This is a genomic window from Limnohabitans sp. TEGF002 (assembly GCF_055395845.1).
This window is the reverse complement of sequence record NZ_AP029224.1, coordinates 409234-428479: the sequence shown is the minus strand read 5'-3', so window position 1 is coordinate 428479 and position 19246 is coordinate 409234. Positions and strand designations below refer to the sequence as shown.

General features: G+C 60.4%; 21 protein-coding genes. 9 read left to right on the top strand and 12 right to left on the bottom strand.

Translation table 11 applies throughout. The annotated features are described in order from the left end of the window. Positions 1–354 precede the first annotated feature (354 nt). The 3 genes from ACZ5SR_RS02140 (at position 355) to ACZ5SR_RS02130 (ending at position 3079) form a co-directional block, all read left to right on the top strand. A complete protein-coding gene (locus ACZ5SR_RS02140; protein WP_464451000.1) occupies positions 355–1455 on the top strand; it encodes a thymidine phosphorylase family protein in 1101 nt (366 codons plus the stop codon). A 13-nt stretch (positions 1456–1468) separates the two neighbouring features. Next, a complete protein-coding gene (locus ACZ5SR_RS02135; protein WP_464449946.1) occupies positions 1469–2371 on the top strand; it encodes a ribose-phosphate diphosphokinase in 903 nt (300 codons plus the stop codon). A gap of 162 nt (positions 2372–2533) precedes the next feature. After that, the gene (locus tag ACZ5SR_RS02130) at positions 2534–3079 is read left to right on the top strand and encodes a GNAT family N-acetyltransferase (RefSeq protein ID WP_464449945.1); all 546 of its coding nucleotides are present in this window, start codon (positions 2534–2536) and stop codon (positions 3077–3079) included. On the opposite strand, the gene ACZ5SR_RS02125 is transcribed toward ACZ5SR_RS02130, so the two are convergent. Further along, positions 3076–3909, bottom strand: coding sequence for an amidohydrolase family protein (locus ACZ5SR_RS02125; protein ID WP_464449944.1), 834 nt, complete (start codon positions 3907–3909; stop codon positions 3076–3078). The two genes, ACZ5SR_RS02130 and ACZ5SR_RS02125, sit on opposite strands and share 4 nt — an antisense overlap. 39 nt (positions 3910–3948) lie before the next feature. On the opposite strand from ACZ5SR_RS02125, the gene ACZ5SR_RS02120 reads away from it, so the two are divergent. Together ACZ5SR_RS02120 and ACZ5SR_RS02115 are read left to right on the top strand one after the other, a co-directional pair. Then, complete coding sequence (locus ACZ5SR_RS02120) at positions 3949–4689, top strand: GntR family transcriptional regulator (RefSeq protein ID WP_464449943.1); 741 nt, start codon at positions 3949–3951, stop codon at positions 4687–4689. A gap of 20 nt (positions 4690–4709) precedes the next feature. Beyond that, a complete protein-coding gene (locus ACZ5SR_RS02115; RefSeq protein ID WP_464449942.1) occupies positions 4710–5699 on the top strand; it encodes a tripartite tricarboxylate transporter substrate binding protein in 990 nt (329 codons plus the stop codon). 238 nt (positions 5700–5937) lie between these two features. Here the strand turns inward: ACZ5SR_RS02115 and ACZ5SR_RS02110 are convergent, their stop codons facing one another. The 3 genes from ACZ5SR_RS02110 to ACZ5SR_RS02100 form a co-directional block, all read right to left on the bottom strand. Continuing rightward, complete coding sequence (locus tag ACZ5SR_RS02110) at positions 5938–6186, bottom strand: hypothetical protein (protein ID WP_464449941.1); 249 nt, start codon at positions 6184–6186, stop codon at positions 5938–5940. A 190-nt stretch (positions 6187–6376) separates the two neighbouring features. Further along, a complete protein-coding gene (locus ACZ5SR_RS02105) occupies positions 6377–6607 on the bottom strand; it encodes a DUF2783 domain-containing protein (protein WP_464449940.1) in 231 nt (76 codons plus the stop codon). A 17-nt stretch (positions 6608–6624) separates the two neighbouring features. Further along, positions 6625–8325, bottom strand: coding sequence for an FAD-dependent oxidoreductase (locus ACZ5SR_RS02100; RefSeq protein ID WP_464449939.1), 1701 nt, complete (start codon positions 8323–8325; stop codon positions 6625–6627). A 192-nt stretch (positions 8326–8517) separates the two neighbouring features. Between ACZ5SR_RS02100 and ACZ5SR_RS02095 the strand changes: the two genes are divergently transcribed. After that, on the top strand, positions 8518–9291 hold the full coding sequence (locus ACZ5SR_RS02095) for a FadR/GntR family transcriptional regulator (RefSeq protein ID WP_464449938.1): 774 nt from the start codon (positions 8518–8520) through the stop codon (positions 9289–9291). A 1-nt stretch (position 9292) separates the two neighbouring features. On the opposite strand, the gene ACZ5SR_RS02090 is transcribed toward ACZ5SR_RS02095, so the two are convergent. Both ACZ5SR_RS02090 and ACZ5SR_RS02085 read right to left on the bottom strand, forming a co-directional pair. Then, complete coding sequence (locus ACZ5SR_RS02090) at positions 9293–10312, bottom strand: Bug family tripartite tricarboxylate transporter substrate binding protein (protein ID WP_464449937.1); 1020 nt, start codon at positions 10310–10312, stop codon at positions 9293–9295. Positions 10313–10340: 28 nt separating this feature from the next. Then, entirely contained in the window at positions 10341–11213 is an 873-nt protein-coding gene (locus tag ACZ5SR_RS02085; RefSeq protein ID WP_464449936.1) for an isocitrate lyase/PEP mutase family protein, read from the bottom strand. Between the two features lie 70 nt (positions 11214–11283). Here ACZ5SR_RS02085 and ACZ5SR_RS02080 point away from each other — a divergent pair, with 70 nt between their 5' ends. Both ACZ5SR_RS02080 and ACZ5SR_RS02075 read left to right on the top strand, forming a co-directional pair. Then, positions 11284–12078 carry an SDR family oxidoreductase gene (locus ACZ5SR_RS02080; RefSeq protein WP_464449935.1) on the top strand — a complete coding sequence of 265 codons (795 nt, stop codon included), beginning with the start codon at positions 11284–11286 and terminating at the stop codon, positions 12076–12078. Between the two features lie 76 nt (positions 12079–12154). Next, complete coding sequence (locus tag ACZ5SR_RS02075) at positions 12155–12736, top strand: lipocalin family protein (RefSeq protein WP_464449934.1); 582 nt, start codon at positions 12155–12157, stop codon at positions 12734–12736. Between the two features lie 51 nt (positions 12737–12787). On the opposite strand, the gene ACZ5SR_RS02070 is transcribed toward ACZ5SR_RS02075, so the two are convergent. Then, on the bottom strand, positions 12788–13396 hold the full coding sequence (locus tag ACZ5SR_RS02070) for a hypothetical protein (RefSeq protein ID WP_464449933.1): 609 nt from the start codon (positions 13394–13396) through the stop codon (positions 12788–12790). Between the two features lie 188 nt (positions 13397–13584). Between ACZ5SR_RS02070 and ACZ5SR_RS02065 the strand changes: the two genes are divergently transcribed. Beyond that, positions 13585–14580, top strand: a complete 996-nt coding sequence (locus tag ACZ5SR_RS02065; protein ID WP_464449932.1) for an oxygenase MpaB family protein — start codon at positions 13585–13587, stop codon at positions 14578–14580. Here ACZ5SR_RS02065 and ACZ5SR_RS02060 read toward each other — a convergent pair. The 5 genes from ACZ5SR_RS02060 to ACZ5SR_RS02040 all read right to left on the bottom strand — a co-directional run bounded on the left by ACZ5SR_RS02060 (position 14549) and on the right by ACZ5SR_RS02040 (position 19242). Next, complete coding sequence (locus ACZ5SR_RS02060; RefSeq protein ID WP_464449931.1) at positions 14549–14977, bottom strand: c-type cytochrome; 429 nt, start codon at positions 14975–14977, stop codon at positions 14549–14551. The two genes, ACZ5SR_RS02065 and ACZ5SR_RS02060, sit on opposite strands and share 32 nt — an antisense overlap. Positions 14978–15152: 175 nt before the next feature. Beyond that, positions 15153–15809 carry a pyroglutamyl-peptidase I gene (gene pcp, locus ACZ5SR_RS02055; RefSeq protein ID WP_464449930.1) on the bottom strand — a complete coding sequence of 219 codons (657 nt, stop codon included), beginning with the start codon at positions 15807–15809 and terminating at the stop codon, positions 15153–15155. A gap of 14 nt (positions 15810–15823) precedes the next feature. Further along, positions 15824–17260 carry an NAD-dependent succinate-semialdehyde dehydrogenase gene (locus ACZ5SR_RS02050; protein ID WP_464449929.1) on the bottom strand — a complete coding sequence of 479 codons (1437 nt, stop codon included), beginning with the start codon at positions 17258–17260 and terminating at the stop codon, positions 15824–15826. Between the two features lie 111 nt (positions 17261–17371). Continuing rightward, positions 17372–18121, bottom strand: coding sequence for a glucose 1-dehydrogenase (locus ACZ5SR_RS02045; protein WP_464449928.1), 750 nt, complete (start codon positions 18119–18121; stop codon positions 17372–17374). After that, a complete protein-coding gene (locus ACZ5SR_RS02040) occupies positions 18118–19242 on the bottom strand; it encodes an aromatic ring-hydroxylating dioxygenase subunit alpha (RefSeq protein WP_464449927.1) in 1125 nt (374 codons plus the stop codon). The genes ACZ5SR_RS02045 and ACZ5SR_RS02040 overlap by 4 nt, the downstream gene beginning before the upstream one ends. Between the last annotated feature and the right edge of the window lie 4 nt (positions 19243–19246).

Genomic DNA, 19246 nt, shown 5'->3' with positions numbered 1-19246 from the left:
TCCGACAAATAAACAAGATAGGCTCAACCGGTTAGTGCAACGCTTCTCCAAACACTTGAGCTGAAGTTTTGAATCCTAGCATTTTTCGTAGTCCACCGGAACTGATCGGGAAGATTGCGCCCACCAGGCTGGAGAGCATCAACTTGCGGGGTGTGTTTCGCTTCCCGGTTGACCGCTATGCTGACCAAATCCTGCCTTCGCGGCCAAATGCATCGATAACTGGCACCAATGGATGAAACCGACCACGGTTTGACGCCACGAATCGCAGATTTGAAAGTGAACAGGAAAGTCAATGAAATCAACGATCTACCAACACCACCTCCGCGCCAGTGCTAGCTTTTCGTACCGTCACTTATTGCACTGAAAACGAGGAGACCCCCTGCTGGACGCCGCCTGGATTGGCGTGAGCCGCTGGTGGTCGACAAGCACTGCATCGGCGGCATCCCCGGCAACCGCACCTCGATGCTGGTCATGCCCATTCTGGCGGCCTACGGCATCCTGTGCCCCAAGACTTCATCGCGCGCCATCACCTCACCTGCAGGCACGGCCGACACCATGGAAGTGTTGGCCAATGTGGAGTTGCCCTTTGAAAAACTCTCCGAGATCGTGCGCACGCACCGAGGTTGTCTGGCTTGGGGCAGCACGGCCGATTTGTCACCGGCCGACGACGTGCTGATCGCGGTCGAGCGGCCTCTGTCGCTGGATTCGCCCGCGCAGATGGTGGCCTCCATCTTGTCCAAAAAAATCGCAGCGGGCTCCACCCACCTGGTGCTCGACATCCCGATTGGCCCCACGGCCAAGGTGCGCTCCATGCCCGAGGCGCAGCGCCTGCGCCGGTTGTTTGAATACGTGGCCACGCGCATGCACTTGTCGCTGGAGGTCGTCATCACCGATGGACGCCAGCCCATCGGCCAAGGCGTGGGCCCGATGCTCGAAGCTCGTGACGTGATGCGTGTGCTGGAAAACGACCCTCGTGCGCCCAATGACTTGCGCCAAAAATCGCTGCGCTTGGCGGGCCGACTGATCGAAGCCGACCCCGATGTGCGCGGCGGCGACGGTTTTGCCATCGCGCGCGACATCCTCGACTCTGGCAGGGCGCTGAGCCGCATGCAAGCCATCATCGCCGCACAAGGCGCGCACCCTTTTGACCACAACCATCCGCCCTTGGGAGCGCTCACGCTCGAGGTGTTCGCCCCCCGTGACGGTGTGGTGACCGGCATCGATAACCTGCAGATCGCCCGCATCGCCCGCATGGCCGGTGCCCCTAAAGTGCAAAGCGCCGGCGTGGATCTGCTGCGCAAACTGGGTGACAGCATCCAGCAAGGCGAGCCGCTGTACCGCGTGCACGCGGCCTACCCGAGTGATCTGGAATTTGCCGCGCAGCTGTGCGGCAAAGCCAGCGGCTACACCCTCGGTCAGGCCCATGAAGTGCCCCATGTGTTTGTCGAGTTCTAAAGCAGGTGTGTGGATGTCTGAACACGGCGCATTGCTCTACTTTGAAGACGAAACCCCTGCCGCCTTGCGCCTGGCCGAAGCCTCTGGCCTCTTGCCGCACCGGGTGGAGCGTCACTGCTTTCCCGACGGCGAAATGCAGCTGACACTGCCGTCGCACTTGCCCCCGCGTGTGGTGCTGCTGCGCAGCCTGCACCAGCCGAATGAGAAATTGACCGAGCTGCTGCTGATCGCACCCACCGCCCGCCAGCTGGGTGCCGTGCACCTGTGCCTGGTCGCACCCTACTTGGCCTACATGCGGCAAGACAAAGCCTTCGCCCCCGGCCAGGCCGTGAGCCAACGCATCGTGGGGGCATGGTTGGCCACGCTCTTCGACGAGGTCATCACCGTAGACCCGCACCTGCACCGAGTGAGCAGCTTGGCACAAGCCGTACCCGCACATCAGGCCATCGCGCTGAGCGCCGCGCCCTTGCTGGGCCACTGGATTGCACAGCACCGCCCCGGGGCTTTTTTGCTGGGGCCAGACCGTGAATCCGCGCAATGGATCACGCAAGCCGCTGCAGCGCACGGCTTTCAACACGCGGTGTGTACCAAGCTGCGTCATGGCGACCGCAGTGTGGATATCGCACTGCCCATCTGCGATCTGGTTGGCAAGGCGGTGGTGATTCTGGACGATGTGGCCAGCAGCGGCCACACCCTTGCCACCGCCGCCGCACTGGCACTGGCCGCAGGTGCCGCCAGCGTGGATGTGGCGGTCACCCACGCCCTGCTGGCAGGCGATGCGCTAGAGCTGATTCACCAAGCCGGTGTGGGGGCGTTCTGGAGCACCGACAGCATCGCGCACCCGAGCAATGTGGTCGCCTTGGCACCGCTGCTGGCGAAGGCGCTTAAGTCAGATGCTGGGGCAAAGGCCAAGTGAACTGTTAGGCTGTTCAGGGTCCCGAAGTCATCGAACCGGCCTCACGGGTCTGGCAGCACGCCATGGGGCATCCGCTTGGGTGAGGGGTGAGGCGCTACTCTCGGCACCTCAAGGCCAGTGTTAGATTCAGCACCTGAACTGTAGCCATTGAAACCAAAGAGCATGGGCGCACCCCTTATTGAAACCGAGCGACTGATCTTGCGTGCTCATCGTCTCGATGACTTTCCTGCATTGGTTGCCATGTGGGGAGAGCCCGCAGTCGCTCGATTCATCAGCGGGAATCCTTCGACGCGTGAGGAGTGCTGGGCACGGCTGCTTCGCTACAGAGGGCACTGGGCGTTGCTTGGCTTTGGCTACTGGGCCGTGCAGTGGAAGGACAGTGCTCAGCTCATCGGCGATGTCGGCTTTGCGAACTGGGCGAGAGACATCAGTCCTTCCCTGGATGGCCTGCCGGAGGGCGGTTGGGTGTTCTCAACCGAAACACATGGGCGCGGCATCGCCACTGAGGCGGTGAACGCGGCACTTGCATGGATGGATGAAAAGTTTGGCGCCAAGACGACGGCATGCATCATCAACCCAGAGAACGCGGCATCCATTCGAGTGGCTCAGAAGGCTGGGTATCAAGAGCATTGCCGATCGGCGTTCAAGGGATCGCAGGTGATCCAGTTTCGTCGCAAGCAGGCGCTTGGCGGGTCTGGGGATGTCTAACGTCCTGTATCCCGCAGCTTTTGCGAGATCAAACCATCAAAGCCATACAGTTGCGTTGGGTTGAGAACCATGACCTGCTCCAAGGCTTGGGCATCGATCCATTCATGCGCTTGGGCGATGAGTCTCTCAAAATCAGCAAATTGCTCATGGTTGGTGCAGGGCCAGTCACTTCCCCACAGCAATGCGCTGGGACCCATTTCTTTGAGCAAAAGAGTAGCCAAACGTCGAGGGTCAATGCCTCCCAACCGATAAGCGCCACTCAACTTCACGTAGACCGGTGCAACTCTGGCCCGCTTTTTCAGTGCCAGCAAAGTCGGGTCAGTGGCACTGGCTTCCCCTGGCTTGGCCATATGGTCCACGACCAGCGACACGTCAGAAGGGATCTGATGGAGAACCTGTGGCAGTTTGCCTTGATCTGTATGGACTTCGAGGTGCCAATTCAATCGATGGAGGGTTGCCCAGATGTGGTCAGAGCGCGTCCACTCTGGGATGTCATGAGACATGCCCGACAAATTCAAACGGATGCCGCGGACCCCGGATTGGTGCAGGGTCTGTAAATGTTCGATGCAAGCCTCTGGGCTGACCACGGCGATGCCACGCAACGTGTCCGGGTGAGACCCCAGGGCAGCGGTCATCAGACTGTTGTCTGTTCCTAAAAAGCTCGGTTGAACCCAAACTCCGCGTGTCACACCCACATTTTGGGCTTGTTTCATCCAATCGGTCAGCTGAGCGCTGTATTGCGGCACGTATCGAGCACCTTCAACGGCAAGCCCTGCGTTGAAGACATGGAAATGGGTATCGATCCAATTTTTTGACATGCTTAAATCCATGGTGTAAATTCTAGTCCTCTAGATGTCTAGAATCAATTCATGACAACACTCATAAAAAACCATTTGCTCGGACAAAGTCGATACGGCAATTTGGCCACTGCTTTGCGAGATCGAATTCTGCAGGGTGAATGGGTTCCGGGTGAGGTCATCCCTGCCGAATCCGCTTTGGCGCAAAGCTATGGTGTGGCCCTGGGCACCATCCGGCAAGCGCTGTCACTGCTGGTTCAAGATGGCGTGTTGCAACGTCGACATGGCAAGGGCACATTTGTGACCAAGGGGGTCGATGGTGCCTCCATGATGCGATTCTTTAGATTTCGCGGCACTGACGATGCGGCCAGCATGACCCCTCACTCCCATATTTTGGGCAGTCGATTGCGCAGTGCCAGCCTTCAAGAAATTCAGGCAATGGGCATGGCCAAGGGTGCCCAAGTTCTTCAAATCGAACGCCTTCGAAGCCTGGGAGCTGAACCCTGCTTGCTCGAAACCATCGTTTTGCCACTGCCACTTTTTGGCGCTTTGGCCGACTCCGACACCGATGCATGGGATGACTTGCTGTACCCCATGTACCAGCAACGCTGCGGGGTTGTGATTCAAAAAACACAAGACAGTCTGAGCTTTTCACAACTCAATGCCAGACAAGCCAAGCGTCTCAAACTTGCTGCATCACACCCCTGCGTTCTGGTTGAGCGTCAGGCTTTTGATATGGCGGGTCGCTGCGTCGAACTTCGCACCACTCGCGGCGACGCGTTTTCTTTCAAGTACACCGCACAGGTGCAATAACAACTCACAGGAGATATTTCATGAATCGTATTTCTCGACTCAAATCCGTTGGCTGGATGGCGCTTGTCACTTCTGCATTGTGCGGGACCGTGACATCTGGTTTTGCACAAACGGCCTACCCCAGCAAACCGATCACTCTGGTCGTGACTTACCCGCCAGGCGGTGGCGCAGATGCGATGGCCAGACTGATTGCACCCAAAATGGGTGAGGCACTGGGCCAAACGATCGTGGTCGAAAACAGGCCAGGCGCAGGCGGGCAAATTGGTGCCGCCGCTGTTGCCAAAGCCAACCCGGATGGCTACACCTTGATGCTGGATGCCTCATCCTTTTCCGTCAACCCTTCGCTCTATCCCAAGCTGCCTTATGACAGCCTGAAGGCTTTTCAGCCCATAGGCGTGGTGGCCTTGTTCCCGAATGTGGTCTTGGTCAACGCCAATTTCCCGGCGAAGAACATGGCAGAACTCACGGCCGCTGCACGTAAAGCCAAGGATGCCGTGTCCTATGCATCGTCGGGCAATGGCTCGGCACAGCATTTGGCGGGCGCGTTGTTTGAATCCGCTGCCAAAGTAGACATGATTCATGTCCCCTACAAAGGCGGTGGCCCCGCACTCAACGACGTGATCGGCGGACAAGTGCCACTTTTCTTTGGCAACCTGGCCTCCACTTTGCAGCACGTTCAATCTGGCAAATTGAAAGCCTTGGCCGTGACTTCGGGCAAGCGTTCACCCATCTTGCCCGATGTGCCCACGCTGAGTGAATCTGGCCTGAAAGGCACAGAAATTTACGAATGGAATGCGGTATTTGCCCCGGCCAACACACCAGAGCCTGTGATGAAAAAACTGGCCGCTGCGTTTCAACAGGCTTTAGATGCGCCTGAGGTCAAAGCTCGTGTGGCACAACTGGGCGGCGAGCTGCAAAAAAGCTCCCCCGAACAAGCCAGTGCATTCATTGAACAACAAATCAACCTGTGGGGTCGTGTGGTCAAAGAACGCAAAATCACCATCGAATGATTTTGAAAAAACTTGGCGAGCGTTGCAGTCCCTGACTGGGTCAAAACTGAAGTGGCCGCTTGAGAAAGCTGTGAAGCGTTTCTTGAGCGGCTGCTGCGTGTCAACTGCGCTTGTCGGCGATGCGCAGTCCAACATGTGCCTTCCCAAGAGCCGTCATTCGCAGCCTGTATGGACAGAAATGCTGTCTGAAGACTTCTGATGAATGCCGATCAACAAACCCGACAGAACGCCATGTGTTTCAGCGGTTGGCAGCCATGGCTTGGCGTTTTCGCTTGGCCATGATTCGGACTGAGTTGAGGCCGGTGAGAACCATGATGGGCCACAAGAAAGTGCAGACCAGGGCCCACAACACTCGACTACCCAGCGTTGATCCAGCTTCGGTCGTCTCGATCTTTTGTGGCCCCTCGCTGAAGATGTGCCGGTAAGAGAACGTTGAAAGACCAAATACAGCGCCAAACAAAAGGAACAGATAAATAGTGATGTTCACGACAGTCTCCTGATGAGAACGATCAGGGCCGTCTGGATGGGCGGTTCGCCTGACCTCAAGTCGTCATACTAAACCACCGCAACAAAAACTTACACCCGCATGTGTATATAAAGTCTTACACATCGGGGGTTTTATGCTTTCACGCGTGTTTCGAGTGAGAGGGCCGGTGGAGGGCACATGCCTTGGCCCGTCAAGCGCTTTCCCGTGCCGCCTGCAGCGCTTCGCGCAGCACTTTCAAATCCCCAATGTGGTTGGCCAGCAGCAGGATCAGGCGGGCGTTGAGCGCTTCGCTTTGTTCATCGCTCAGGCCGTTGTGGGCCTCGATCAGGTGTTCATAGAACTCGTCACCGGGTGAGAAGTCACGAAAGAACCGGCGACCGGGTTCATGGAAGTTGGGGTCTGTTTTCAGGGCGGTGTGCATGTCAGTCCTTGTGCGGTTCAGGCTTGGCCAATGTTGGCGCCCATGTTGTGGCCCAGGGCGCGGGCGCATGCGGCTTGCAGCTTGGCACTGTCCAGCTGACGCCAGCGGGCGACCACATGCTGGTCGGGGCGCAACAGGTAAGTGGTGCCGGGTGTGGCGTCGTAGCGTTTGGCCACCAGGCCTTGGGTGTCAACGATCACTTTCACGCCGGGAATGTCCAAGGGGCTGGATGAAACGATGAGGGGTGTCACTTGGACAGGCTGGGCATTCGAGCGCAAGGGCACGCTCACACAGGACGCGAGTTTTGCCAAGACATCTGATGAGGGCGATGCGTCTACAAACAGCATGGCCTGAAAGCCTTTGCCCACCTGGTCGAGCAGCCAGGCGTCTTGGCCGTTCACTTGCACAGGTGCGTCGTCCATCGGTGCGCCGGGCACCATCTGGCCTGCAAATGTGTCGGCGTCTGGCGTGTTGAGCACCGAATCTGTCAAGAACGACGGCATGGACAGGCGGCCCGAGTTGACCAGCTTGCGCGCAAAGGGGTGGTGCTTGGCCAGCGCCAGCACCTGGTTGCGGAAGGTCTTGCTGGTGCGGCTCTTGGGCGTGATGAAGTCGGTCGAACGCGTCGAGTTCATGATGTTCTCGTCGGCCGCAAACTGGCGGTCGTGCGCGTAGGTGTCGAGCAACTTGTCGCTGGCTTGGCCTTGGATGACCAAGCCCAGTTTCCACATCAAATCGTCCGCATCCTGAAAACCCGAGTTGGCCCCGCGTGCGCCAAAGGGAGAGACCTGGTGCGCCGCGTCGCCCACAAACAGCACGTGACCGTGACGGAAATCGGTCATGCGGCGGCATTGGAAGGTGTAGATGCTGACCCACTCCAGCTCAAACGGGCGTTCATCGCCCAGCATGGCTTTCAGGCGCGGGATGACTTTTTCGGGCTTCTTTTCTTCTTCGGGGTCGGCATCCCAGCCCAGCTGAAAATCGATGCGCCAGACGTTGTTGCTTTGCTTGTGCAGCAACACGCTCTGGTTGGGGTGAAACGGCGGATCAAACCAGAACCAGCGCTCTGCGGGGTAGTCGGCTTTCATGATCACGTCGGCGATCAAGAAGCGGTCTTGGAAGACGCGGCCTTCGATGTCCAGCCCCAGATGGCGGCGGATCGGGCTGCGTGCGCCATCGGCCACCACCAGCCAGTCTGCCTCAATGTCAAACGTGCCGTCGGGCGTTTCCACCGTCAGCGTGGCGTGTGCGTCATGCGGCGTGACGGCAGTGACTTTGTGCTGCCAGCGGATGTCGGCGCCCAGTTCCAGCGCGCGGGCAATCAGCATTTCCTCGACGTGGTACTGCTGCAGGTTGATCATGCCGGGGCGTTTGTGGCCCGCATCCGGCACCAGGTTGAACTGGTAGACCTCGTCTTCTTCTAAGAAGGTGCGGCCAATGTTCCAACTCACGCCCATGTCACAGGCTTGTTCTGCGATTCCCAAACGGTCCAGAATTTCGAGAGAGCGCTTGGCATAACAAACCGCCCGCGATCCGACCGACACGGTCTTGTCGTCGTCCAGCACCAACACGTCCAAACCCTGCAAGCGGGCATCAATGGCAGCCGCTAGGCCCACAGGCCCTGCGCCAATGACGATCAGAGGTCTGCGCTGCGGCGGTGTGGACATCAAGTCGGCAGGCGACTTGTAGGGATAGATCGGGTTGATGTAGGCACCCATGCGTGGTCTCCGGCCATGAGAAAACACCTTTCGGTGCGACAGTCAGTAATTTACTATAGATAAATTAATTTACCTATCCGTAATTTTAACGCCGCAAGGATTTTTGACTCAGCGTGTCACCGTGCACCGGGTTGACAGCATGAAAAACCATCTCAGGCTATGCTCAAGATCCGTCTTTTGTATGACAACTTCATGATCCAGCATTTCACCCCCGTGTCCAGCGGCGCTCGCCTGTCTGACCAGGTGGCCGAGCAACTGGCCAACGAGATCAAACAAGGCCGTCTCTTGCCCGGCGACAAACTGCCCACGGAGGCGCGCCTGGTCGAGCAGTTCGAAGTGAGCCGCACCGTGGTGCGCGAAGCCGTCTCCAGGCTCAAGTCTTTGGGTCTGGTCGACTCGCGCCAAGGCAGCGGGGTGTTTGTGAACCCGCAATTGCCCTTTGCCCCGCTCAACTTCGAGGCACGGCATGCCGCCTCGCAAGAGGCCGTGATCCAGATGGTCGAGGTGCGCCGCGCACTCGAAGCCGAAGTGGCCGCACTGGCGGCAGAACGACGCAACGCAAGCGATATTCGCAAGATCGAGCAAGCCGTCCAGGCCCTTGATGCTGCCGTCCAGTCGGGCGGTGACGGTGTGGCCGAAGACGTGAAGTTTCACCGGGCCATTGCCGACGCCACGTGCAACCCTTTCCTGATCCAGACGCTGGAGTACCTGGGTCAGTTTTTGCACGGGGCCACACAAGTGACCCGCGCCAATGAAGCCCGCCGCATGGACTTTGCAGCCGAAGTGCAAACCGAGCACCAGGCCATCTTGCAAGCCGTCAAAGCCGGTGATGCTGCTGCGGCCAGGCAAGCAGCCGCCACGCACATGGGCAACGCCATCACCCGCATCCGCAGCGCAGACCCGGCCTTTTGGGTGCAAGAAGGCGAACGACTGGCGCAGCCCCTGGTCAAAGGGCTGCGGGCTTGAATCACTCGGCCTTGATGTTGGCCGACTTGACCACCGCCGCGTAACGCGACAGGTCACGCGCCATGTCGCGACCAAACTTCTCAGGGCCCCCCGGGCTGGCCGTGATCCCCAAGGTGTTCAGGCGTTCGCGCACAGCGGGGTCGTTCAAGACCACATTCAGCTCGGTGTTGAGTTTGTCCACAATCGCCCGAGGCGTTTTGGCTGGGGCCAGCAAGCCCACCCAGGAGTTGATGTCGAAATCGGCCACGCCCGATTCGATGAAGGTGGGCACATCGGGCATGGACGGTGCGCGCTGCGCGCTCGACACCGCCACCGCGTGTACCTTGCCCGACTTGACGTGCTGAATGGCACTGGCCACGGCGGTGTAGACCAGCGGGATGGAGCCGCCCATCACATCGATCATGGCCTGACCGCCGCCTTTGTAGGGGATGTGCGTCAGGTTGGAACCCGTGCGCTGCTTGAGCAATTCACCCGCGATGTGCGGCGTGCCGCCCGTGCCGGAAGTGCCATACGACAAACCACCCGACTGTGTTTTGGACAAGGCGATCACTTGCTGCAGTGTCTTGGCGGGCACGCCGGGGTGTGACACCAAAATCAAAATCGCATCGCCGATCTTGCCGATGGGCGCGAAGTCCTTGGCGGTGTCAAAACCCACTTTGGGAAACACATGGGGGTTGATCACCATCGTGCCGTCAAAGCCTAAGAGCAAGGTGTAACCATCGGGCTCGGCCGAGGCCACCATTTGTGTGCCGATGTTGCCCGAGGCACCGGGTTTGTTGTCCACGATGACCTGCTGGCCCAAGCGTTTGGACAGCTGCTCAGCGATCAGGCGGCCGCTGGTGTCGGTCACGCCGCCGGTCGCAAAGGGCACCACCAAGCGAATGGGTTTGGCGGGGTAGGCTGCTTGCGCGGCGGCTGTGCTGGCGCTCAGGGCCAGACCGCCACAGGCAGCGGCCATCAGGCCCATGCTCAGTACGGCTTTGAGCCATTGGCGTCGGGGTGTTGTGATCTTCTTTTGCATCGTTGTCTCCTAGAGGTTTCAGGGGGAATCAATCGGTTTCGGCGTAGCGCTTTTCAAAAGCCCACACGTCTTCAAAACCCATGAGGCGGGTCAGGTCGGCGAAGTCGTACAAAGGCGTGTTGCCCTTGGCCGACGAGCCGGTGTCCTTGAACTGTTGGTACACCTGTGTCATGGCCTGTACACCTGCCAGCAAGGCGGTCACTGGAAAGATGGCGATCTTGTAACCCAGCGCTTCCAGCTCGGGCTTCGTCAGCACCGGTGTGCGGCCTTTCTCGACCATGTTGGCCACCAGCGGCACGTCAAAGCTTTGGCCGATGCGGCGCATCTCCTCTTCGGACTCGGGCGACTCGACAAACAAAATGTCCGCCCCCGCTTTGGCATAGGCCTCGGCCCGGCGCAGTGCTTCATCGAGGCCCAGCGTGGTGCGGGCGTCGGTGCGGGCGATGATCAAAAAGTCTTTGGATTCGCGTGAGTCGACGGCCACCTGGATCTTGCGCACCATGTCGGCCATGGGGATGACGCGGCGGCCCGGCGTGTGGCCGCATTTTTTGGGGAACTCTTGGTCTTCAAGTTGGATGGCGCAAGCGCCTGCGGCTTCATAGCCCCGGATGGTGTGGCGCATGTTGAGCAAGCCGCCGTAGCCGGTGTCGGCATCGGCAATCAGGGGCGTGCGGGCCATGCCCGCCATGGCTGTCACGCGGCCGACCATGTCGCTGTAGGTCGCCAAGCCCGCATCGGGCAAGCCCATATGGGAGGCCACGGTGCCGTAGCCCGTCATGTACAGCGCATCAAAACCAAAGCTGTCGGCCAGTCGCAAAGACACCATGTCGAACACACCGGGGGCGACCACCAAGCCCGGTTGGTTCAAACGCGAGCGCAAAGCAGAGGTTTTGGTATTCATGAGGAAAATTTTTGTGAAGAGTGGTTAAATCAGGCGCTTCAATTTCATCATTTCAGCAGAAGAGAACGCCATGGACCTGCACTTAAGCGACAAGCATGTTTTGATCACCGGCGGCAGCAAAGGCATTGGCCTGGCCTGCGCCCAAGCTTTTTTGGAGGAAGGGGCCAAGGTCACGCTGGTGTCGCGTGACACGGCCAATTTGACCAATGCGCTGCAAAAACTGCAGGCCCGTTTTGCAGCCAACCGCATCCACACCGTGTCAGCCAATTTGCGCGATGCAGGCGACGCCCTGACGGCGCTGAATTCGGCAGAAGCTGCATTCGGTCCGGTCGATGTTTTGGTCAACTCGGCAGGGGCAGCCAAGCGCACGCCCGCACCCGAGCTGACACCCGAAGCTTTTGCCGATGCCATGCAAGCCAAATACTTCACCACCATCCACATGCTCACGCCCACCATCCAGCGCATGGCCCAGCGTGGCCAAGGCACGGTGGTGAACGTGGTGGGCAACGGCGGCAAAGTGGCCAGCCCGATCCACCTGCCCGGCGGCGCGGCCAACGCGGCCTTGATGCTGGTGAGCGCTGGCATGGCCGCCGCTTACGGACCTCAAGGTATCCGCGTGAATGCGGTGAACCCCGGACTGACTTTGACGGACCGCCTGCAAGAAGGCATGGCGGCCGATGCACGTCTGAAGGGCATCGACACTGAAGAAGCGATGGCACAAGCCGTGGCCAAAATTCCACTGGGCCGCATGGCCGAACCCGAGGAAATCGCCAACGCCGTGGTGTTTCTGGCCTCGTCCAAAGCGAGCTACATCACCGGCATTTGCATGAGCATGGACGGCGCGCTCAGCCCCATCGTGGTGTAACAGACAGACTGGGGCTGTGCCTGTGTCATGCTTGACATGGGTACTGCCCCTTTCTTTTTTGTGAGACCGACACACCATGACCACTGCATCCATTCGGGCTCATCGCCTGCTGAACACCGCCAAACAATGTGTGGCTTCTGGCCTGTTGGTTTGGGCGACGGCCACGGGGGCGGCGCAGGCCGAACTGGCACCGCTGCAAACGGTCCCATCGGTCGACGTGCCGCGCTACATGGGCACTTGGCACGAGATCGCCAAATACCCCAACTGGTTCCAGAAAAAATGCGCCAGCAGCACGCAGGCCACCTACACGCTGCAACCCAATGGCCAAGTGCAGGTGCTCAACCGCTGCAAAACCGACAAGGGTGAATGGAGTGAGGCCTTGGGCGCGGCCCGGCAAATCGGCGGGGCAACTTCACCTCAGCTCAAAGTGCGCTTTGCCCCTGAATGGCTGTCGTTCATCCCCCTGGTCTGGGGGGATTACTGGATCATCGACCTGGACCCGGACTACCAGTGGGTGGTGGTGAGTGAGCCCAAGCGTGAGTACTTGTGGATTTTGTCGCGCACACCGCAGATGCCTGCCGCGACCTACCAGGCTTTGCTGAGCAAACTGGCCAAACTGGGCTTTGACCTCCAACGGGTCGAAGCCAGCAAGCCCTGAGAGCCTTCGCTCACAGGAGCGAGCTCCCACAAAGCACAACGTACTTGAGGGTCAGTGAACGGCTTCGGCCGCGCGGACTTCGCTGGGCTGCAGCCAGCCTTGCTTGGCGGCGTCTTGTGCCAGCTGGGCGATCAAGGCGCGGGCATCGGCGTTCACCAAGGCCACGGGTTGCAAGCGCAGCGCGGCGTCCGAGAAGTGGTGAACCACCTCGGCAACATCGTCAGCATCCAGTGCCGTGGGTTTGTAGACCGGGCTGCAGGCTGCTTTTTGGCCCAGGGCGCGGTAAAACACCGCCGCCAAATGGAACGATGCGCCGTACACGCTGCGCTGCTGGCCCGCTGCCGTCACACGCAGGGTGTAACCGTATTTGCCTTTGACGCACTCGGCTTGGGTGATGTCTTTCAAGGCGAAATGGTGCACCAAAGTGCCGCTGTCGTTTTCTGAAATCAGCAGGTTCTGATCGGTCAACAACCACAGACCGCGACCGGCCAGCACCACGCGACCCAGCACATAAGCCAAGACCCGCTCTTCAGGCTGGATGTGGTCGCGCATCTGGTCCACATCGGCTTGCTTGAGCAACTGCGCACCGTAAGGGTTGTTGCCCTCGATCAACAGTTCACTCAGTTCGTTGCCATTTTTCAAAAAGTCCAGCCAGGCCATAGGGGTCTCCAAATTAGTCGTGCATGTTCGGTCATGGCGCGGGGGACAAACGCCTCGGCCCACAAATAAGCCCACAGTATGCCGGGTTATTGGCGTAAAACCCAAGGCATTTCACGGCTTTTGCCCCGCCCCGTGCACCCAGCAGGGCAATGACCCAAACTGCAATTTGTCCAGCATTTGTCCAAACCATGTTCAGCCCATTCCGTTTTTTGCCGAACCTGAGCGCTTGGGACTGCCCTGTCCTGAGCCCACTGTCCGAGCAGCTCTCGGCCAGCCTGAAAACCCAGCTGGGCCAGCGTGTGCGGACCATGACCGGGGCGACGGGCGATGCGCAGGACTTTTTGCAGCCTGCGGGTGACCCGGGTCTGTTCGGCCCCGACTCGGCCGCCTGGCAGGTACACGCCCACTTTGTGGCCATGATGACCGGGGGCTTGTCGTCGCTGATGCTGCAGGCCTTGCACCCCAGGGCATTGGCTGCCGTGTGGGACCACTCCAGCTTTCGCACCCAGCTGCAGGCGCGGCTGGGGCGCACCGCCTTGTTTGTGGCCACCACCACCTATGGCGGCACGGCGGCTGCTTTGCAGACCATCGAGCGGGTCAACCGCATCCATGCACACATTCGTGGCACGCTGCCCGATGGCACGCCCTACGTGGCCAACGACCCGGAACTGATCCGCTGGGTTCACCTGGGCGAGACGACCAGTTTTTTACGGGCCTACCAAGACCTGTCGCTGCAGCCTTTGCGCACGGACAGGCAAGACCTGTACTTTGCCGAAATGGCGCAAATCGGCAAGCGTTTGGGCGCGCACGACCTGCCCCTGACGCGCCACCAAGCTCTGACGCAGCTGCAAGACTTTCGGTCCGAGCTGAGGATGGACGAACGCACGCGAGAGACGATTGCCCTGATCGAAAACTACCCGTGCGCCCCCTTGGACCGGCCCTTGGTCAGCCTGATTGTGCGGGCCGCGTTTCAAATGCTGCCCGATTGGGCGCTGGAGATGCTGGGGCGCGAACGCAGCTGCGCGCTGGAACAAGCTGCTGTGCGCACCGCCTTGCAGGGCATGGGCGCGTCGCTGGCCTGGGCTTTTGCCGACACGGGCGTGGCTGCCCGCGCTCGCCAGCGCATGGAGCCGGGGTTCACGGCCTCGGCATTCAGGGCTGTTGAATCGTCTCCAGGTACATGAGCAAAGAGACGATGCGGTTGCGCGCCGACCACTCGGCGGTGCGGGGCGAGTCGCTGGGCTGGGTCATGGCACGGGCTTTGAACTCGTTGCCCCACACGGGCATCTCGCGCGAGCCGTGAGGCCCGACGTCGCCCGACCAACGACCGTCGATCACCTCCCACATCAGCTCCTGCGGAAACTTGCCGCCGTGGCGCTGCGCAACCCGAGTCAGGTCAGAAGGGGGCTTGACCAAAAACGAGTGCACCGGGCCATCACCCTTGCCTGAGACGCCGTGGCAGCTGGCGCAGTTTTCCTTGTAGTCCACGCGGCCCAAGCCGACCGACGTCTGTGCCCAAGCTGCCGCAGTGACACTGAGAACACTGGCGATCACGCATCGGCAAATGGTTTGTTTGTTCATGGGTGCTCCTGTTGTTTCGCAAGAGTTTCATCATCCGGAAAAGAACGGCCCCAGTCTGTGCGTTGGCACGCCCAAACCACGGTATCGGCTTACCCGTTTGAAGGTATCTGGCGCGATGCCTGCGCGCTCACAGCAAACACCCCTGAAGCCCTTGCCGTGGCAAACGTGTTGCGATTCAGTTCAGCGAGCCGCCACTGATGGCCAAGTCGCTCAGCCCATGCTGACGGTGCGCCACCAACAAAGCCAAGGCCTGCTGCACGCCCGCCACCTGCACAGAAACCGGCCAACTGGGCAAAGTCGGTCCGGGCCATTGCGCAGCTTGCTCGGGCAGCAGTGGCAAGTGCATGAAGCCGCTGTGCACCCCTCGCCCTGCCAGCGTGTGCTGCAGGGCATAAAACACTTGGTTGCAGACAAAGGTGCCCGCCGTTTGCGACACCGAGGCCGCAAAGCCAGCGGCCTTCAACCCAGCCACCAACGACTTGATGGGCAAGGTGCTGAAATAGGCCACAGGGCCACCGTCAATCACCGGCACATCGATCGGCTGCGCCCCCGCGTTGTCGGGGATGCGGGCGTCCTGCACATTGATGGCCACGCGCTCGACCGAGAAATCGCAGCGCCCCTCGGCCTGGCCCAGCGCCAGCACGATGTCGGGGCGCTGCTGCGCCAAGGCCAGCTGCAATGCAGGCAGCGCCTGCGCAAACACACAAGGCAGCTGCACCGCCGTGACCTGCGCCCCGGCGATCACCGCACCCTGCAGGGTGCGGGCCACTTCCCAAGAAGGGTTGATGCTTTGCCCGCCAAAGGGTTCAAAGCCCGTGAGCAGGATGCGCATCAAGGCCACGCCCTTCAGACGTTGAAGATCGACACCGTCTTGGTGTTGAGGTAGGCTTCCAGCGCCTCGGGGCCGCCTTCGGAGCCGTAACCTGAATCCTTCACGCCGCCAAACGGCAGCTCAGGCCAAGGCGCGGCGGGCTGGTTGACCCACAGCATGCCCACGTCCAGGCGTTGGCTGAGCTGGTGCAGGGTTTTCATGGAATTGGTGAAGGCGTAGCCTGCCAAGCCAAAGGGCAGGCGGTTGGCTTCGGCGATGGCGTCTTCGATCTTCTCGAAGCTGCGGATCGCGGCAATCGGGCCAAAGGGCTCATTGACCACCACATCGGCGTCCAGCGGCACATGCGACAGCACCGTGGGCGCAAAGAAGTTGCCTTGTGTGCCGATGCGCTCACCACCGGTGAGCACCTTGGCACCTTTGGCGCGGGCGTCTTGCACGATGGACTGCATGGCCGCCAGACGGCGCTCGTTGGCCAAGGGGCCCATTTGGGTGCCTGCGGTCAGGCCATCGCCCACTTTCAGGGCTTGAGCTTGTGCGGCAAATTGTTCCGCAAAGGCGTCGGCAATTTTGTGGTGCACCAAAAAGCGGGTGGGCGCGATGCAGACCTGGCCCGCGTTGCGGAACTTGGCAGCGCCGGCGGTTTTCAGCGCCAGCGCGATGTCGGCGTCTTCGGCCAGGATGACCGGGGCGTGACCGCCCAGCTCCATGGTCACGCGCTTCATGTGCTGGCCGGCGAGCGCAGCCAGTTGCTTGCCCACGGGGGTGGAGCCGGTGAAGGTGATCTTGCGGATCAGCGGGTGCGCGATCAGGTAGTTCGAGATCTCGGCAGGCGTGCCGTAGACCAGGCCGATGACGCCAGCGGGCACGCCAGCGTCTTGGAAGGCGCGGATCAACTCAGCGGGCGCGGCAGGCGTTTCTTCCGGCGCTTTGACGATGATGGAGCAGCCGGTGGCCAAGGCGGCGGACATCTTGCGCACGGCTTGGTTGATCGGGAAGTTCCAGGGCGTGAACGCGGCCACCGGGCCCACCGGTTGCTTGAGGACTTGCTGCTGGACGTTGATGTTGCGCGGCGGCACGATGCGGCCATACACGCGGCGGCCTTCTTCGGCAAACCACTCGATGATGTCGGCGGCCGACATGGCCTCGACCTTGGCTTCTGCCAGGGGCTTGCCTTGTTCTTGTGTGAGGAGTTCGGCGATTTGCGGGGCGCGTTCACGCATCAAAGCGGCGGCCTTGCGCAAGATGGCGCTGCGCTCATTGGCCGGCGTGTCACGCCACAACTCGAAGCCCTTTTGGGCGGCTTGCGCGGCCCGCTCCAAATCGGGGATGCCTGCGTGGGCCAAGCGGCCGATCTCGATGCCGTTGGATGGGTTGAACACGGGCAAGGTGCGGCCGCCTTCGGCATCGCACCATTGGCCGTTGATGAAAAGTTGGGTGTTGGGGTAGGTCATGGGTAATGTCCAATCAGAGCGTCAAATTTCAAAATGCTGAATCGTGAACCCGGCACAGGCCAAATCAGGCCTGACGGTACGAGCCTCGCTGGGGTGGCACCATTGTGGCAGTCAGATGTTGCGTCCGCCGTCCACATCGAGACACACCCCCGTGAGGAAAGCCGCCTCATCGCTGGCCAGGTAAACCGCCGCATGGGCCACATCCAGCGGCCGGGTGAATCGGCCCAGCGGAATCCGCGCCAGGAATTTCTGCCGGTTTTCAGGTGTGTCGGGCATGCCCATGAACTGCTCCATGAGAGGCGTTTCGCCAATCATGGGGTTGATCACGCAGACCCGGATTTGGTCCTTGGCCAGCTCCAGCGCCAACCCCTTGCTGGCTGTGATGACCGCGCCCTTGCTGGCGCTGTACCAGCACAGCCCGGGGCCAGGGCGCACGCCAGTGGTGGAAGCCACATTCACAAAAACACCACCGTCTTGCTGGCGAAAAATCGGCGTCACTAGGCGGTTCATGTGGAACAAACTCTTCACGTTCACTTGGTAGAGCCTGTCGAACTCGGCCTCGGTCACCTCACCAGCAGGCTTGTTGGGGTGGGTGGTGCCCGCGTTGTTGACCACAATGTCCAAGCGGCCAAATTGCGCGAGGGTGAACTGGAGCAGTTGTTCGATGTCAACACTACTGGAGACATCGCAGCGGCAGGCAAGGCCACCGATGCGGTTGGCCACTTCCTGCCCTTTTTCAAGGTTCAGGTCGACCACCACCACGCGGGCACCCTCTTGGGCAAAACGCTCGGCGATGCTGGCGCCAAAACCCGAAGCGGCGCCGGTGACCACGGCCACCTTGTTGTGAAGTCTGGGTGTCATGGGCTGATTTTCTGGGTGGTTGCTGGGCTCGCCATGGCAGCTTCTTGCTGCAAGCGGCGTTTGATGATGAAACGGGCTTGGTTCAGGCCACTGTCGTGGGCTGTGGCCACGGGTTTGAAATGCGGGTCCAAGTTCAGGTTGCGCTGCTGCGCTTCGATGATGCTGCGGTCTTCGGCAAAGGCCTTGACCACGTCCTGAAAAATGGCCTCGGTGATCTCGGGCCTGTCCAACATGAAATGGTGGGCCTGACAAAAGAAGTAATGCGTGGTGCCAACGGTCTCAGGCGTTTGCACAGAGGTGTGGCGAAACTGCAAGGCTTCGGGCACGCGGGTGCCCTCCGGCGCGCCAGTGCCCGTGGGGGCAGAACCAGCATCCATGCGCAAAAAAGCCGGTGCGTGCCATTCGTAAATTTGCCAACGGTCCACCAAACCTTCAAATGAGGCCACGCGCTTGTGGTTGGGGGACATCTCGTCGTTGATGTACCAGCGTGTGATCCGCAGGCCCGGCCCGGTTGTGTCGTCCGTCAAGCGGTCGATCTGGGCCCGGACTTGGGCATTGGAGACGGTGCCCAGCGTGGTGGGGTGCACATAGGACAGGTGCGAAAAATCCAGCAGGTTGTCTACCACCAGCTGGTAATGCGCCTGGTAGTGGATGTACCCGGGCTTCATGCGCCACTCAGGGTGCGCATGCCAGAAGAAATCCAGAATCCGGGCAGGGTCGGCCTGGGCCGGGTCGCCCATCCAGATCCAGATGAAGCGGTCGCGCTCAACCACCTTGTAGGCCTTGACACAGGCAGACGGGGGAATTTGCGACTGGCCCGGGATGTCAGTGCAAGCGCCTTGCGGGTTGAACTGCATGCCGTGGTACATGCAGCGGATGTGGTCGCCCTCGACCCGGCCATGCGACAGCGGTGCCGCCCGGTGCGGGCATTTGTCGGCCAGCGCCACCACCTGGCCCTGCGTGTCGCGGTAAAACACCACCGGCTCGCCCAACAAGGTGCGGGCCAGCACGCCGCTGCTGCCCACTTCGTGGTCCCAAGCGGCCACATACCAGGCATCACGAATAAATTCCGAAGACAGGTAAGCCTCCCCGCTTTGCGGGGTGCCATTTTCTGGGTTCATGCGG

Bases quoted from the DNA above. Each gene is read 5' to 3' on its own strand.
- ACZ5SR_RS02135 (WP_464449946.1), top strand. From the start codon at position 1,469: ATGTCTGAACACGGCGCATTGCTCTACTTTGAAGACGAAACCCCTGCC.
- ACZ5SR_RS02130 (WP_464449945.1), top strand. From the start codon at position 2,534: ATGGGCGCACCCCTTATTGAAACCGAGCGACTGATCTTGCGTGCTCAT.
- ACZ5SR_RS02125 (WP_464449944.1), bottom strand. From the start codon at position 3,909: ATGGATTTAAGCATGTCAAAAAATTGGATCGATACCCATTTCCATGTC.
- ACZ5SR_RS02120 (WP_464449943.1), top strand. From the start codon at position 3,949: ATGACAACACTCATAAAAAACCATTTGCTCGGACAAAGTCGATACGGC.
- ACZ5SR_RS02115 (WP_464449942.1), top strand. From the start codon at position 4,710: ATGAATCGTATTTCTCGACTCAAATCCGTTGGCTGGATGGCGCTTGTC.
- ACZ5SR_RS02105 (WP_464449940.1), bottom strand. From the start codon at position 6,607: ATGCACACCGCCCTGAAAACAGACCCCAACTTCCATGAACCCGGTCGC.
- ACZ5SR_RS02100 (WP_464449939.1), bottom strand. From the start codon at position 8,325: ATGGGTGCCTACATCAACCCGATCTATCCCTACAAGTCGCCTGCCGAC.
- ACZ5SR_RS02095 (WP_464449938.1), top strand. From the start codon at position 8,518: ATGATCCAGCATTTCACCCCCGTGTCCAGCGGCGCTCGCCTGTCTGAC.
- ACZ5SR_RS02090 (WP_464449937.1), bottom strand. From the start codon at position 10,312: ATGCAAAAGAAGATCACAACACCCCGACGCCAATGGCTCAAAGCCGTA.
- ACZ5SR_RS02085 (WP_464449936.1), bottom strand. From the start codon at position 11,213: ATGAATACCAAAACCTCTGCTTTGCGCTCGCGTTTGAACCAACCGGGC.
- ACZ5SR_RS02080 (WP_464449935.1), top strand. From the start codon at position 11,284: ATGGACCTGCACTTAAGCGACAAGCATGTTTTGATCACCGGCGGCAGC.
- ACZ5SR_RS02075 (WP_464449934.1), top strand. From the start codon at position 12,155: ATGACCACTGCATCCATTCGGGCTCATCGCCTGCTGAACACCGCCAAA.
- ACZ5SR_RS02070 (WP_464449933.1), bottom strand. From the start codon at position 13,396: ATGGCCTGGCTGGACTTTTTGAAAAATGGCAACGAACTGAGTGAACTG.
- ACZ5SR_RS02065 (WP_464449932.1), top strand. From the start codon at position 13,585: ATGTTCAGCCCATTCCGTTTTTTGCCGAACCTGAGCGCTTGGGACTGC.
- ACZ5SR_RS02060 (WP_464449931.1), bottom strand. From the start codon at position 14,977: ATGAACAAACAAACCATTTGCCGATGCGTGATCGCCAGTGTTCTCAGT.
- pcp (WP_464449930.1), bottom strand. From the start codon at position 15,809: ATGCGCATCCTGCTCACGGGCTTTGAACCCTTTGGCGGGCAAAGCATC.
- ACZ5SR_RS02050 (WP_464449929.1), bottom strand. From the start codon at position 17,260: ATGACCTACCCCAACACCCAACTTTTCATCAACGGCCAATGGTGCGAT.
- ACZ5SR_RS02045 (WP_464449928.1), bottom strand. From the start codon at position 18,121: ATGACACCCAGACTTCACAACAAGGTGGCCGTGGTCACCGGCGCCGCT.
- ACZ5SR_RS02040 (WP_464449927.1), bottom strand. From the start codon at position 19,242: ATGAACCCAGAAAATGGCACCCCGCAAAGCGGGGAGGCTTACCTGTCT.